At 41.7% G+C, this 16,068-nt stretch carries 13 protein-coding genes; 1 reads left to right on the top strand and 12 read right to left on the bottom strand.

The window, feature by feature from the left end:
* Nucleotides 1–74: 74 nt before the first annotated feature.
* The 9 genes from J2736_RS03925 to J2736_RS03885 all read right to left on the bottom strand — a co-directional run bounded on the left by J2736_RS03925 (nucleotide 75) and on the right by J2736_RS03885 (nucleotide 12,081).
* Nucleotides 75–1,121, bottom strand: coding sequence for a Ger(x)C family spore germination protein (locus J2736_RS03925; RefSeq protein WP_310223733.1), 1,047 nt, complete (start codon nucleotides 1,119–1,121; stop codon nucleotides 75–77).
* 5 nt (nucleotides 1,122–1,126) lie between these two features.
* Nucleotides 1,127–2,221 carry a GerAB/ArcD/ProY family transporter gene (locus tag J2736_RS03920; protein ID WP_310223731.1) on the bottom strand — a complete coding sequence of 365 codons (1,095 nt, stop codon included), beginning with the start codon at nucleotides 2,219–2,221 and terminating at the stop codon, nucleotides 1,127–1,129.
* 1 nt (nucleotide 2,222) lies between these two features.
* A complete protein-coding gene (locus J2736_RS03915) occupies nucleotides 2,223–3,584 on the bottom strand; it encodes a spore germination protein (RefSeq protein ID WP_310223730.1) in 1,362 nt (453 codons plus the stop codon).
* Nucleotides 3,585–3,719: 135 nt separating this feature from the next.
* Nucleotides 3,720–4,574 carry a GGDEF domain-containing protein gene (locus J2736_RS03910; protein WP_310223728.1) on the bottom strand — a complete coding sequence of 285 codons (855 nt, stop codon included), beginning with the start codon at nucleotides 4,572–4,574 and terminating at the stop codon, nucleotides 3,720–3,722.
* A complete protein-coding gene (locus J2736_RS03905) occupies nucleotides 4,571–6,658 on the bottom strand; it encodes a cellulose biosynthesis cyclic di-GMP-binding regulatory protein BcsB (protein WP_310223726.1) in 2,088 nt (695 codons plus the stop codon). Before J2736_RS03905 ends, J2736_RS03910 begins: the two co-directional genes overlap by 4 nt.
* A gap of 16 nt (nucleotides 6,659–6,674) precedes the next feature.
* Nucleotides 6,675–7,925 (bottom strand): glycosyltransferase family 2 protein, encoded by a 1,251-nt coding sequence (locus J2736_RS03900; protein WP_310223722.1) that lies wholly within the window; start codon nucleotides 7,923–7,925, stop codon nucleotides 6,675–6,677.
* Nucleotides 7,922–9,487, bottom strand: coding sequence for a hypothetical protein (locus J2736_RS03895; protein WP_310223720.1), 1,566 nt, complete (start codon nucleotides 9,485–9,487; stop codon nucleotides 7,922–7,924). Before J2736_RS03895 ends, J2736_RS03900 begins: the two co-directional genes overlap by 4 nt.
* 37 nt (nucleotides 9,488–9,524) lie before the next feature.
* Nucleotides 9,525–10,979 (bottom strand): glycan biosynthesis hexose transferase WsfD, encoded by a 1,455-nt coding sequence (gene wsfD, locus J2736_RS03890; protein WP_310223718.1) that lies wholly within the window; start codon nucleotides 10,977–10,979, stop codon nucleotides 9,525–9,527.
* Between the two features lie 19 nt (nucleotides 10,980–10,998).
* Entirely contained in the window at nucleotides 10,999–12,081 is a 1,083-nt protein-coding gene (locus J2736_RS03885) for a hypothetical protein (protein WP_310223716.1), read from the bottom strand.
* A gap of 171 nt (nucleotides 12,082–12,252) precedes the next feature.
* Here J2736_RS03885 and J2736_RS03880 point away from each other — a divergent pair, with 171 nt between their 5' ends.
* On the top strand, nucleotides 12,253–13,197 hold the full coding sequence (locus J2736_RS03880) for a serine hydrolase domain-containing protein (protein ID WP_310223714.1): 945 nt from the start codon (nucleotides 12,253–12,255) through the stop codon (nucleotides 13,195–13,197).
* A gap of 54 nt (nucleotides 13,198–13,251) precedes the next feature.
* On the opposite strand, the gene speD is transcribed toward J2736_RS03880, so the two are convergent.
* From speD to J2736_RS03865, 3 genes are all read right to left on the bottom strand, one after another.
* On the bottom strand, nucleotides 13,252–14,064 hold the full coding sequence (gene speD / locus J2736_RS03875) for an adenosylmethionine decarboxylase (protein WP_310223712.1): 813 nt from the start codon (nucleotides 14,062–14,064) through the stop codon (nucleotides 13,252–13,254).
* Between the two features lie 150 nt (nucleotides 14,065–14,214).
* A complete protein-coding gene (locus J2736_RS03870; RefSeq protein WP_310223710.1) occupies nucleotides 14,215–14,853 on the bottom strand; it encodes a hypothetical protein in 639 nt (212 codons plus the stop codon).
* 30 nt (nucleotides 14,854–14,883) lie between these two features.
* Nucleotides 14,884–16,059, bottom strand: coding sequence for a sugar ABC transporter permease (locus J2736_RS03865; RefSeq protein WP_310223708.1), 1,176 nt, complete (start codon nucleotides 16,057–16,059; stop codon nucleotides 14,884–14,886).
* Nucleotides 16,060–16,068 lie beyond the last annotated feature (9 nt).

Below are 16,068 nucleotides of genomic sequence, written 5' to 3'. Positions count from 1 at the left end.
GCAAGGCAAAAAAGCCATCCCCAAAGGTTCTTCAACCTTGCTGAGACAGCTTATTAGATCGCACTTATGTTAGTTTACGAAGCTTTCAAATTCCCCGTATTTCGAATCGTAGTCGAGACCTTTAAATCAATATTCAAATTTGTAAAATACGTTGTTCGCCAAACTTCCAGTTGTGACCGCGTCAAATCATTCCTGAAATGTTGTCCTGCTCCTAGGACGTCTGCCCCGCCTTGCTTTATTTTTTCAAATAGTTGTTCGAATCGTGCCAAAACCTCCGTGTTCAAATCGGATTTGATGGATTCTAATGTTGGTTTACCTTTCGTGTCCAACAAGACTACTTTTAAGTGTAGGTTACTCTTTAAAAGCGGTTGGTTATTCACGATGGAGCTTCGATGTACGAGGGTGTTACCTACGATTTGAACTGTAGCCTTCCCCGTTACTTCAATTTTCCCCTGCGTTTTATTTCCGTTAAAAACATTCATTAGTAAGGTTTCTTCATTGTTGAGTCTTCCTACCATTTTGCCATTTTTCATAATGGCTGACCCCGAGCTTTCAATAACAGTTGTTTTGCCTGATTTAATGACTGGTATGACCACATCGTTGGTAAAGGAGTGAATGCTCCTAAAAATTTTCCACGTTTGTGTATAGGCAATTTCAGGACTCAACCCACAATTTTTTTGGAAAAAATCATAAATCATGGTCCCATCATTCGAATTTCGATCCATTTTCCGAAAAAATTGTTCTGGCGATTCATCACAAATAACGAACAGTGTCTTCGGAGAAACATGCCTAGAGCGAATAAGGCTAGCCACACCATCATTTAAACCGTGTCTGGCAAACTCTTTATCAACGATAATGATTTTCAGATGGAGCAAATCAATTTCGCTCTCCATATTCATGCTAATGCGATCAATGATTTCATTGATGGAGTCGCCACTGTCCGAGACGATTTGAATCGTATCTGTAGCACTTACTTTGGGAATATCCAGAAAGACCGTATAGTTGCCTTGATTATACGAAACCCCCATAGCGATCGGTAAAGAGCGATGATTAATATCTTTATTATCCCAACAGCCTGTTAGTATAAATAGCATAAGAGTTGCCAAGATCCATTTCAGCATAGTCTTCACGTCAACTTTCTCTGGCTTGTTTGATGATATCGATACCCGAAGAAGAAAATGACAATAGGAACAACTAGAGCAACATAGAATCGAAGAATTGAGTTCCACTGCAGCAATAATTCTACACTCTCCCAGTCAGGAATGAATAAACAAACCAAGAGCACAACAATGGCTATGGCGGTTAGTAAATACGGATATTTCATTTTTTTGACTCGACACCGCATTAAGCAAGCAATTTGCCACAGGGTCATTGCAACAAACAGAATAACAAAGGCGATTTGACTTAATAGAAAAAAAATCGTAATCCGATCAAACATCAGCCAGTTAATTTCTATTGTATCAATCGTGAAAATGAAGGGAAATGCAAGCTGCTTGGCGGTTTCTTCCCCTAATGTCAGAATAGGAATGTAGACAGATAGCAGGAAAAAGAGTAAAAGGATGATGCTGCTTATATAGATGGTTTTGGGCTTAAATGTGATATAGGATGGAATAAAACCGAGGAATAGAAAGCCACCCGCGAACGCAAACAAGCTTTTATAAAAGGAAAAGTGAGTTAGAAATGCGAATAGATCTGTACGACTACTGGGAATTAATGGAAATAAATAGTGCAGATCGATATTTTGAAAAGTTGATATCATGACAAAAAGCATAGGAGGCAGAAATAAGACTGCTAATAATAGGCCTACTCTTAATAGCGCTCTCACTCCACCATGGATGACCATAAATACAGGAATCCCTAGCAACACACACATCAGAATCCAGATCGGGGTGTCGGCTAGAAAAACAATCGAAATAATTTCAGCATAAGCCCTAATTGTAATCACAATGACCAAAAAGAGGTACAGGAGACCCGGAAATAACGTTAACCAGACGATGACTTTGTTCTTGTTGCTCAGGATTTGTAGGATATTCTGATTCTTAAAATAACTAAGCCCCTTCAGATAAGTATAGATGACGATGACATGGATGATGAAACCTAAGGTTACAGGTATCCAATGTGCTTCCTTCGTACTCGCTATAATATCCGTCGGATACGCAAAGAATATCAGCCCTAAATGGGTTAAGATATAGATTACTGCCACTTGTACATTTTTCATCATGTCATTCACCTTCTGGATTTTTCAATTGCAGGTACGGCACTCCAAGTGATTTGACACCAGCCAAATAGGAGCAGATAATGACGATCCCAAACAAAAGACCTAGGACGCCAAATATGGCTGATAGAAGTAATAATATATATTTAAACAATCGTATCGTCAGCCCATTTTGATAGCCAACAATGGTTGCGCTTGAAATCGACGTCGCTGCCAATACGATGATGAGTAAACTACTTACTAATTTCGCGGCTACGACTGCCTGTCCTAATACAATCGCCCCAACCATGGTAACCGTAGGTCCTATACTTGGGGGAAGTCGGATAATGGCTTCCAAGGTTAACTCCAGAATAAATAATAGCAACAAAGTCTCCACGATGGCTGGATAAGGAACGTCTATCCGACTTCGTGCGATGGAGTGCGCAAGCTCGAATCGCAGTACATCTGGATTCACAGAGACTAGGGCAACGTACAAACCAGGGATAATGAGTGTTATTAGCGCACCTATAATCCGGATGAGGCCCAGTGTCACTGCAAACACTGGCGGATGATTGGAATCATCCGCAATAACGAACATATCTGACACAAGACTCGGTAATACCAAGGCAAACGGCAATCTTTCAATGAAAAGCACCGCTTTACCATTTTTTAAAGCTCGAGCTGCACTCTGTGGCAATTCCGTTGTATTGTATCGAGTAACTAGCGTAAAGTTTGAAAATCCAAACATTCTGGATAGTTCTTGCACATTAGTAATATCCTTATCTAAATTTGACTCGATCGCATCAGTAATCGACTTTAGAAGTGTAGGATCAATCTTTGTATCCATATAGGACAAAATCACGCAATTTTTCGATTCTTCTCCAAATCTATATGTGGCAATCTGCAACTCGCTTGAATTGATATGTTTCCGAAGCAGTCCAATATTGATCCCAATATCTTCGTTAAATGCACTGCTTGATCCCCTAACCACATTTTCAGTTAATGGCACTGCCACTGAACGATTGATCGGTTGTGCAACCGGGATAACACTAATATAAGTACCAGATGGCTCATGAATAACAAGGAGCATGCCATCTAATAGCTCTGAGATGAGATCGTCTAGTGTGCACTCAGACACATTGTGACCAAGCCCTTTCAGCCTCTCTTCGACTAGGTGATCTAAACCATCTACACTTAGTAATTGTTCGCGTATCATGGTAAGAGATTGTGGGAAATTAATAAGCGTCCTTAATCCCAGCAACGTTATAGGAATACTGCCTAACCATAAATGGCGCGAAGTGTATTCCCTGTCATGATGAAAATGTTCTTTCAGGCTGTTCACAATCGACAAACATGTATCCCCCGTTCCGCATCCTATGGTATCAGACATATCTTAGGTAGTATTTGCTTCTCTCTGTTTTGTTAATCATTTCAATTCATGCTGTACAAATGGATTACATAAAAAAGGTACAAATCTCCATAAGAGATTTGTACCTTTTACATTCATGGGGAGTTTCTCCCCCATCTACACATCAAATTCCACCTGCTTTTTAGCGAGTGTAATAAATTCCAATGGGTTGGATACTTGCTGCGCATCATACTCGACAGCCCCCATCTTCAGAATAAGCTCTACTCGAAATTTGTCCCTATATTCGTTCCGGTTTCGTTCTTCGACGTTATTCCTGAGCCGATCAATCACAATGGATGCGCCAGGTCGATCCGTAAACAATAGCATCCCCCACATCGGATTCTCCTGATTCAGCAAATAGAGGGAATCATTCGTTCGGATACTAGTTTGACTCATTTGAGAAAGGTCAAGGACCGCTTCCATCAGCTGCTCTTCCCCAATAATACGCCGAATCTCATCCCAGTATTTCACACTGAAGACTAACAGGGTTAACGGAATGTGATAACGCACAGACAACGCCATGAAGATGGTCGCATCGGATTGAAACGAGAATGTATTCTTTAAGCTCGTTTTGGCATCTACGGTTGCCAGGTACTTGTTGGCCTTCTGTAACTGTTCATTCTCCAACTGAAGCTGACGGTTCCCGTAGGTAAGCAACCATGTTGAAATGGTGAATAAGGGTGTCATAATGAGCCAGAAGTAATTTTGTGTACTGATCAGCCCGCCTACAACAATCGTTTGATAGAGCGTGTATGTGCCGTAACCGAAGATGAAAATTATATTCAATATCAATCCCGTTGTTACGTTTGTAAAGTAGGTAACAATCGCAATTAATAAGGCGATATTCAGAAATATAATATTTTGAATATAGAGGTTGGGGTTCCCCGCCGTAAATACAATACAAATAAAACAGACAATGATCAGCAAAATGAATGCGCCATCCGAAACCATATTGCCCTGTATTCGCCTCATGATCGATCCCTCCGCTTCTTCCGATACTTGCGGATCAATAGAATGAGTGAAAGGAGCACTATTAAAGCAACAAGGACGACTGCAATCATGAAACCTAACACATCTTTACGCTCCATGACATCGTTAAGTACTGAAGGTGGTTCTGCCGTTGTAACTTTCTTAAAACGAAAAGCTTCGATATGCCCATCTATATCGGTTACAGCGCCATCACCGAATACTTTCCATAGGGTTCCTTCTGAACCGATCAGCTTAGATGCCAGATAGGCGTACTCTGTGCGACTTCCTGTGATAGCAAGCAGCCCGAAGCCGCTAGCGTAAGGCGAATCGATCAATTGTAAAGAACCAATTTGCTTGCCATAGTTAGCCTCGATGCTCATTTTTTCGTTGGACATAAAGCCCGTCCCACTTTGGTTATATCGAAAATATAACTTTTCATTATTCGTTCGAATGACTTGGTTATTCTGATAACTGCCGATAGCGATGATCTCGCGGCCTTTAAGTTGTGATACCGCGACATTATCTTGATAAAATAGGACTTCCCCGGTATTCGTCTGTGCATAACGACCTAACAAGTTGAAGATATTCGAAAGCGTTTGATATAGATATGTATCATGCTCTTTGGGCAATACGACGGCCACTTGATTATAGCTGCCATCGCGCAAAAATGGGTAAGGGTAATTGTTGAACAGCATATCCGCTCTATCTTTGGTATTCAGCTGCAGCATGGATTCTTTGTCAACAAACGCCCACGGCATTTGATCCGGATTCTCTATACATCCTGCATTCTTAAGTTCCAAATCAAAAGCAACTTTTACTGAAAAATTCCCACTACTATTCAGCGTTTTAGGAATCGTAATATCCATATGATCATTGTCTGCAAGTTCGGTGGACAACCTCTTACTGCCAATAGGTGTATCATTGATTAGAATAGTCACCATGGAGCGGTCGAAATCTAGGTTTTTCGCATATCGATACTTAATGCTTAATTTACTCGCCTCTGCAATCGAACGGTTACCAGGGAGTGATATGTAGTACTCCTTCTCACGATGATGATCTCCTTGAAGCTTATCACCGGTTTCCGTTAAGGTGATGTTACGGCTAATGCTCACTGCTGGTGTCTCTACCTCAGTCGCTCCATCTACTTCTTTTCGATCTGTATCCAGTTGACTTAGCAAGGCCTGGTTTCCTACTAGACGCCCCGCTTTAACTAGCATCGCAGTGTCCGTTGAAGTCACTACTAAGGTTGGACGTCCCGCAACGGTAACCAATTTAATTAAAGCCTTATTATCAAGATTCTCCGATTGAAAAGCCGACTTCACTTCCTCAGGTAGATCATTATAGAACGAGATAAGAATGATTGCCTGCTTCAACTTCAAATTATTCGTATTATAGGAAACAATCGGAATCCCATTATCCGACACAGGATTTACTTTTGCGAATCCAGAAAGCGCGTAGGTTGCCGCCTCAAGGACAGACAAGTTGCTTTCCCCTTCTGTAACTGCAATGGCATTCTGACCTTCTTTAATCGTATCCAAACCGATAAAATGTTCATTAAAATCACGGATGCTCGTTTGAATCGGAGTATTCGTGTAATTCACAGAGATCCGCGAGGTTTTGGCAATCTGTAACCAATTATCTCTCGTATCCGTCGGCAAACAAGCATTCACTGTAAGAGGTGCAGTTGTTTCGAAATGTCCTTGAACCGTTAGCGTGTTCCCGCCTTTCACGATATACGCTACGGGTACTAAGACCGTCAACTGCTGTTTCGCTTCTTGCATGACTGGACGAAAAGAATGAAATGGCTTCCCATTCAACGATAACGTCACACTGGAACGGTCATTCTGCATAAGGCGTGAAACTTCATAGTCAAGATGAATCTCTACACTCTCTACGTTCCAATAGTTTTCAACTTGAAAAACCTGCTGCGTATAGGTTATACCGCCAATTAACGATGTGTCTGCAAAATTGGTTTGGTATTGTCTCGTCCCAGCAGGGGCAATTTCTTCAGCCCAAGCTGAAGATTGACATACATGCAGCAAGGCAAACAGACCAACGGTTGCAATCAACAGCCATCGTTTTCTCATCAATGATCCCCCCTATCTAATACCTCTCGGTTTTATACCATTTGGCTTCTCGCTTGAAAACCAAATCTTTCAAATAAGCGTACATGCCATATGCAGCTACAACCATCCACATCTGACAATAGGACACATACATGAGCATAATAATCCAAACGTTAGAAAGTTTCATTTCCCCTTTTTCAGTCACAAGCGTAATAAATGTTCCTACAATGAATAAGATGATGGCCAGCCCCCATAAGAAGGAGCTAAAACTTGCTATCGTTGTTCTCACATAACCCAATGCATGAAGTATTAGAAGTAAATCAGACATCACAAGTGAGGTTAATAGTAAGACATAAATGGAGAGGTAGTATAAAATGTCAAAATGAATGTTCTTCGCTGATCGCTTGAATAACAAAGGTATGTTTTTGACGATGACATAAATGTTTCCCTTGGCCCACCTTGTTCGCTGTTTAAACCAAACCTTGACGGTTTGAGGTTCTTGCTCCCATGTTACCGACTTGGGCTGAAATTTAATCTTATATCCCATCAAATAGATACGAAAACTAATTTCAGTATCTTCCGCAATTGCCTTTACATCCCAGCCACCCATCTCCTCGATAATCGATCTCCGAATAATGAAGTTCGTACCAGGAATCGTACATAACTTGAATAACTTCCATCGTCCTGCCTGCGCCATCCATTGAAAAGATAACGTCTCGATATTGATAAAACGAGTTAAAAGGCTAGCATCTCGATTACGCGTTCGAAATTTCCCGATAACAGCTCCTAACGTTGCATCCTGCGTAATTTCAGATACTAAATATAGCAACGCTGTTTTCTCAGGCGTGTTATCTGCATCATAAATGGCAATAAGTTCGCCTTTGCTGACCTTTAGTCCCAAATTCAAAGCATTGGACTTCCCTTTTCCCCCTACCACATTATCCGTATTCAAGATGATCAGATTGCGCCCAGGATAATTCTCTTGCAGCTTACCTAATAACACACTGCTATTATCGGAGGAATTATCATTGATGACAATAATCTCATAACGATCCTGTGGATAAGAGAGCGCCAGCAGGGATTCTACGGTTTTGGTAATAACCTTCGCTTCATTGTGTGCAGGCACCATGATACTTACGAAGGGATACTCCCCTTCCACGGGAGCAACTGGTTTATTCTCAATTTGTATATAGTACATGTACCCCGCGACAATCAAACCCACATTGACCAAGAGGAGCGACCAAATACAGAAGACGGCGATTAGCATGAGAATATCTGCGATTGTCATAATGACTTCTCCTGATGCATGAATTTGCGTCTATACAGACGGTAACCAATAATGAGAAATACCATGAAAATAAGAAGCGTCATGAGGATAAGGGCAATAAAAATGTTATTTTGGACTGAAAATAAAGTTTTGAAGCTTTTCTTCACTTCTTGCACGTAGGTGTGATCAGCGTCAACCTCAGCCATCTTATTGTTCAATGCGATAACTTGTCCATTGATTTGCAAGTGGCCGTTATGCGAAGCCAATTCATTCGTTGCCGTCCTCACTGTATGCTCCGCATTCTTAAAGTCCGAAAATGTCGTCCAGCTTGTTAATAACATGTCTAGTGTGGCTTCCATTTCTTTACGATCAATTGGAAACGGATATACGAACGCTGTGTTCATTGGTAAGGAATCTCGTATTTTAGATGCGTTCACATACTTGTTTATGTCCTTCCCCTGAATGGTATACATCGCTGATTGAAAGACACTTGAAGTATTTCGTTGTGTGTGATACCTAATATTACGATTATCATAAACAATGCCTGAATCGAAGATCGACAATCCATAATCCGTATAATGCTGATCATAGGTCCAATATAGTTCTGAACTAATGCCAAGAGGAACAATTTCTTTTTGGGCTAATACGTCAAGAAAAGCACTCATCTGTGATTTTAAGCCAGCGATGTCTGGACTTATTGTTGATGCAACAACGGGTGCATTCACCACTATACTTCCATTTCGCGATTGCAGATGCTTTAATGTCTCCAAATACCGCTGCATCGCGGGGAATTGGAAGTTACTAAACACGGGTTGGACGCTCGCAATGAAGGGAATTCCAGCATTATATAACCGATCGGCAACCTCATTAAGTACATCCAAATCTGAGAATGGATATATCTCATTTAATAAAACATAGTTCTGCCCTGTGGTATTCACATGTAACCAATCCTTCATGACGAAGGAAGTTGCCAGTTCGCTGACATTCCCTTTCACCATGTACGGAATATAGGCATTTCTACCCTGAATCACGCCAAAAGGATAGCTGACATTCCCGTTGTCAGAAGTGCTAGACCCATAAGGGGTTCCCTTAAACTTCGTGATATACGAGATGTTCTTTGCCATTATTGAATCTTCTGTAAGTTGACCCATGGTAATTTTCAGAGTATCGTTGGCGTGCTGTTGTACCTCTAGCCCCATTTCTTGAGCAACAAGCTGTGGGAGTTGATACCCTATATGCATATAATCTCCAAAGTAACTTTTCATATCACGGTCAAAAGCTTCAGATGAATGCGGAATGTCTTCCAAGTTATGGATAGTAATCACTTTACTGAATTTCTGAAGCGTTCCTGCCTCATATTTATCCGTTGAAGTTATCGTTACCTGGGAACTAAATGATGCTAGTATACGCTGCAGCGCTTCTATATTACCTTCATACGGTGTTCCGATAGCCAAGCTATCATAAACAATCAAAACAGGAGCTGTCACCACTGAATTCGCAGAGGTAACTTTAGGTAAGCAGAAAAAAAATAGTAACTGAACGAATACCAATAACGAAGTACTTATTTTGTTTCTCTTCAACATGCCTTTTGGTCTCCTCCCTTCTCAATCCAATGGCGGCTCACGTTTCTTGGCTCCATAGGCGCTTTGCGAAGAGATCTACAACTGTAATCAACGATACTAAATCGAAAATTAACGTGAATAAAAATTCATGTTTAGCAAGATCCGCGTCCCCGGCGCCTATGATCGACACAAAAATCCCGGAAAGACCAATCCCTATTAGCATCAAAATCAGTGGCAACCTAATCGCATTCCTCCATAAACGTGACCTAATAGCTGATATAAAGGAAGGTAAATACAGTCCTAGGATAGTTAAAATCCATAGGAAAACAAAACCGAATGTTTTAGGAGCAACCGCACTCTTGAGTAGACTATATCCCGAGAAAAACACGGTCTGTGCGCCAAATGGTTTACCCACAGATCGCTCATAGTTCCCCATTGCTTTGGGTCGGATGCTGAAACCGTCGCGCGCAGCCAAATTCAACATTTGACCAGCTTGGTTCGGATGCATCATGTAATAAGTTAAAATAGATACGAAACCATATTTACTATAGAACTGTTTCTGAAGGATCTCAGACTCCACATTTACCGTTGTATACGCATCGAAATATTCGGTTTCATTCAAAATGGCATATTGTTTATCGATGTCAAACCCTTTGAGGGTATTCTCTGGGTTCTCTGCGCCCATGAGTACGCCTCGGGTCATGGCATGATATTTGTTAATATTGACAAACTCCTTCGGTATGAGCACGTAGGTGCCAACGCCAACACCCAGTAATGCGATAAGCAATACGGATGTCACGACGCGGTACAAGGCATTCTTCCTTAAATAAATGAAGAAAATGCCAATAGGAGCAGCAATCATACCAACAGGAGCATTTTGCTGTTTACTTGCTGTCAAAATCATGGCACTAAGGACAAATAAGATGATCATCAGATAGTCATTATATCGTTTTCGATAGAGAAGTACGCCGAAAGCGACCATGTACACCGTCATGATCAGCACTACGCTCTCTCCATAAAATGAGCTAAAATAAGCTGTATACCCTGTATCACCTAACATAAAAATAACGAGGGCAGCCATCAAATAGCCTAGCTTCTTTGACATTTTCCAAGTCAGTGCTTCGACGAGCAAATAGATCGCGCCTATATATAACATCACATACATACCCGCTTGAAAGCGAATATCAAACATATCTTCACGATACAAAAGTTGATTGATGAGAATAGCGGCTTTCATGAAAAACGTTTGTGTGGAAAATATGGAAGCACTATTCTCGTTATAGTACTGAAAAATACCAAAAGTTTTGATAAAATAACCAAAGTATTGGCTCGTATAGGTAGGATCGTTCACGTATAGACCATTCAAAATACGTGCATAGTCCCCATTATCAGCCATCCCAATATAGGGAGGCGTAAACAGTGCAATCACCGTAATTAGGAGCACGCTTATAGCGGCAAAACTGGCTGGAGACACAATACGGAGCACGGTTTTCACCACGCGATTGTTCCACATGTGATCGTACTCCTTTCTGTCAATACACGTATGCTAACAACGCCATCAAATTATCGAAGGAATAGGCTTGTCCATTGCGGGTATCCCCGAATCCGCCATATAGCGGACTCTGAGGATCCTGTATTTGAAACTCATTCATTTGGAGAATGCTATCTGTATACAACTCTTGATCCTTGATGACCGAGCCAATCATAGCGGATATTGCATAAATCGCTGTTGACCGAATGTTGTTTAAAGGTTTTCCGTCCAGATCGTATTGCCCGTATAAAGTCCCTGCTTTGACTCGTTCTTTGATATAACGAATACTTCCCGCTTTTTGTTGCTGAACTTCAGCCAAATTCAAAATCGTTAGCAATGATTCCACGGTACTGATACGCTCAGATTGATATTGATTCGTAGTGAAATCAAAGCGTGTTTGGTAAAATGGGAACGCATCTGACAAGTAGCCCTTCTGGGCAATCTGCAGCATGTTCGATTCAAGTGTCGTTTTTTTCTTCCTAGATACCGAAGCAAGTTCCAAAGATGCCGCATCTATGTAGCATAAAGTAAGGAACGAATTGGTCACTTTGTAGGTGGGATCATAGAAATCTCGCAATTGACCATTCACAACATTATGTTCATACAAACGGTTTCCGAAAGCTTTGGCTTCCTTGTTATAGCTCTTCGTACCAAAAGCGATTGAAGCTTCATCTAAAGCACGAATGATGCGCAAATCATCAACACTTGCATTCATCGGGGACAGTCTATTTTGTTTCGGACTGAAACGGTAACTAAAGCCAATCGATGTATCAAAAATACGCCTGGCTTGCTGCCACTGTGCATCAAACTTATCTTGCTGTCCTGTGAGCGCGTAATAGCGCATCCAAAGTCCTGCGGATTCACTCAAGACCTCGTGTCCAGATGCCGCGGCTCCATTTTGATCCGTATCCAGCAGATTTGTATAAGTGCCATACTTACTAGTAAGCTTATTTTGGATAAAGCTAATCAACAATTCGCGATTTTTTGAAATTGGCATCGTCTTACCGTATTGGCTATTGGGCTGTCTCTGCAGACTATTCCCCATCGTAACGTGATACATAGTATAAATGGCGGCTATACCCATCAAAACGAGGCTAAGAATTATGAAATTCCTGTTCATTCGCATGAATTCCAGCAGCTCCGTTTCTTAAACAAAAGTAGTTATGTAAGTTAAATTTTATCATAGGAACCTAAACGATCCTAAGGTAAATCCTCCTAATTTTAGAACAATGTCGAATACATAAAGAAGGATGTCATGAACTTTCAAAAAATAACTGAGACTTTAGAACCAGTCAATCTCGTGAGTTGTTTGATCAGTCAACAAGGCCAACTGCTTTTTGAACAATATCGAGAACCGCAACTTGCAGATGCCTTAGACAAAATCAATTCATGCACCAAAAGCATTCTTTCTGCACTTTGTTGTATCGCTTTGGATCAAGGATTATTGCCAGATCCATCTACACCAGTGTCCTTCTTTTTCCCACAACTGGCCAACGACCCACAATCGCAAAAAGCTGATATTACATTACTTCATCTATTAACAATGACTTCCGGAATCAATTGGACCGAATTTGGAGGGCAAAACTCCTTTCCTTCTATGACACGAACACCACATTGGGTGAATTTCGTCTTAGATCAACCCTTAGCCGATGTGCCAGGCACGCGAATGACCTATAACTCTGGCGGTTCGCAATTATTGGCAGCTATCCTCAGGGAAGTAACGGGTATGTCCGTTGCTCGCTATGCCGAGAACCATTTATTTGGACCGCTTGGCATTGAGTCCTATACATGGGAACAAGATCCTCAAGGCATACATACAGGTGGATTCGGGATGTCTATGCGTCCCTTGGATATGCTTAAATTCGGCCAACTCTACGCGCAGCAAGGTAGATGGGGGAACCAGCAGATTATTTCCCAAGCACTTATCCATCGCTCTACGCAACCTGCCATTCATGCAGAATCCCCCCGTCGCGGCAGCTATGGCTGGCACTGGTGGACAGATACCTATCCCGATCAGACTGGTACTGGGTTGAACACGCCCTCCTTCGACTACTTCAATGCCTATGGCTTCGGAGGACAAGCCATCTATATCGTACCTAGTCTCGAAGCTGTTATCGTGTTGACCAATGATCAACGCGTTAAGAAAAAGATCCCCTTGCACGTGTTCCGAACAGCGATTGCCCCTTATCTTCTTACGTAGATCGCACAATACCAAAAAACCTGTCCTACACGCGACAGGTTTTTTGGTGTAAATTCAATTAAAAATCATATTTTTCCCATAGAAGATCTCATCCATCTCCCATTTGACGCTTTTCTCGATTTCTAGCTGCTCCTCTTTGCTAAGCGTATCCTTCGTGTATCCAAACAAATAATTGTTCAGATCAAACTCGCGAAGCTTGCACTTGGTATGAAATATATTTTCTTGATAGACATTGACATCGATCATCTGATATAAATCTTGAATTTCCTCAGGGATGTAATTTTGAATGGAGCTAATCTCATGATCAATAAACAGCTTATGTCCACTTATATCGCGTGTGAACCCTCTGACTCTGTAATCCATCGTCAGAATATCGTTATCGAAAGAGCGAATTAGAAAATTCAACGCTTTAAGCGGCGATATCTCTCCACATGTTGAGACATCAATATCTGCTCGGAAGGTGCTGATGCCTTCGTCAGGGTGATATTCAGGATACGTATGTACCGTAATGTGACTCGTATTCAGATGCATCACAACAGCCTCAGGAAGCGGTCCCGGTGATTCTTCGAACGATTCACTTGGTTCCTGCTCAATGGGACCTTCCGACACAAGCATGGTCACGCTAGCTCCCTGAGGGATATAATCCTGCTTCGCTATATTCAAGACGTGAGCCCCAATAATGTCAGCAACCGTGTTCAATAAAGCTGTCAAACGATCCGCATTATATTGTTTATCAATATACGCTATGTAGGCTTCGCGCTCTTCTCTAGTCTTGGTGAAACAGATATCATACATATTAAAACTTAGCGATTTGGTTAAATTATTAAAGCCATGCAGCGTGATCATCTGCTCCGAAGTTAATTTCAAGTAAATCCCCTCCTATGTGTAAACTATAAACTGCTTACACAAATATTAAACAGCTACACATAGGATGGTATCTCGGAGTCGCTTTTATTCTATCGTTCTAACTTTCAAAAATAGCGAAGACCCTGCGCTGGAACCACGCTTCATACTAAGCTAGGAGCGTAAACGCAGCTGCTTTTTTTGATCATTTTGAATATAATCCGTATGCGTCTCTCGCCAAAAGGTTTCCTGCAACTCTTGGTAAGACAACTCCAAGCTCATGGACTTACCAAGTTGAAATGCATGATACCGATAAGCATTGAAAAAATTTCGTTCCGCAGTGCTAATTGCATGCCCATGCTTGAAGGCAGCATGTTGCGCGAAGCCCATCCCAACAATGAGTGCAATGCCTGATGCAACAAATCGTGTTAGCAGATAGGAAAGAACACCTGCCCAACCAGTCAGGATCAATCCAATAGCAGTTGCAATTATCGTAGGAAGAAAAATACCATAGATATGGGAGAACAACGCGCCAAGCTGAATAAATGGAAACCAAACGATTCCTTTATTTGTTAATAGAATCCCTATTATCATAGAAAACAGCGTACATATGCCAATATTCGAAGGGCTTAATCGCAGCACGAAACACAAAATCCCAGTAAAAAAACCTAAGGAAGAAGTCATGACACTAATCGATTCTGTGGTTTTTAGAATGCTATCTGGTTTTACTTCTGGATACAATCTCGCCATAAGACCAAAGCTTGTGGAATCGTCAAGATTTATTTTGAGCCCTTGCGGCGTATAAATGGCCATTCCCCAGTCCCTCCTCTACGGCCACCATCCTTACGCCCTCTTCTTTCTCGTAACGACATCGAAGATAACTGCGATTGCCAATACCGCACCACGTATCATGTATTGATAGGAAATACCAATACCCATGAGATTCATCCCACTGGATAAAGAAGCCATAACAATCGCTCCAATGATGGAGCCTGTCACTTTTCCAACCCCGCCCGCTGCCGATACACCGCCCACGTAGGCAGCTGCTATCGCATCAAGTTCGAATAAGGTTCCGGCGGTTGTCGTCGCGGATTGCAATCTTGCCGTAAAGAGAATGCCCGAAAGAGCGGATAGCAACCCCATAGATCCAAACACGATATACGTAATTTTCTTCACACTAATCCCGCTTAAATTCGCTGCCTCGGGATTGCTGCCAACGGCATAAATATGTCTGCCTAACACGGTCGAAGTTGTTAAGAAATGATACACCGCAACCACAATCAAGACTACGATGACCGTCCAAGAAAAGCCGTTGTACCCAGCTAGAATCCATGTAATATAGGCAACGATTGCCGAAACGAAAATGACCTTCACGGTAAAAATGTTGGAAGAAACGACTTCAAAATTGTATTTCAGCTTGTTATTTCGTTTGGAAATTTCACTGTACATATACAGAATGATCATCAAGGCGCCTAGTATCAAGGAGAGGAGATTCAACCCGCCAACCTTCGCTATGGCAGGAATAAAGCCATTCCCAATTGCGTTGAAGTTCTCATCTTTAATGATAATCGTACCCGTTTTCTCTGTTACGCGCAGGAGAGCGCCTCTAAATATCAGCATACCTGCGAGGGAAGCCACAAAGGAAGGTATACCGAACTGTGCGACTAACAACCCATTAAATAATCCTACGACAATACCAAGTACAAGAATAATTGGAATCGTGATATAGAAAGGAACTCCTGCTTGTGACAGAAGCACGGCAGCAATTGCCCCCAGGAAGCCAGCTGCAAATCCAACAGATAAATCAATATGTCGGATGACAATGACTAACGTCATTCCCACGGCTAGAACGGCAATGTAGCCTGTAGCGTCAATTAGATTACTTATATTGCGTGAGGACATGAACAATCCATCCGTCATGATGGAGAACGTCAGCATGATGATGAATAGGGCAATGTACATCCCATATTCTCGAATATTCACTTTGATTAGCGATTTGGCTTCACTATAAAATTGCACTGGTCTTCC

This window comes from Paenibacillus qinlingensis, assembly GCF_031455095.1.
Taxonomy (GTDB): domain Bacteria; phylum Bacillota; class Bacilli; order Paenibacillales; family NBRC-103111; genus Paenibacillus_E; species Paenibacillus_E qinlingensis_A.
This window is presented reverse-complemented; position numbering and strand designations above follow the sequence as displayed.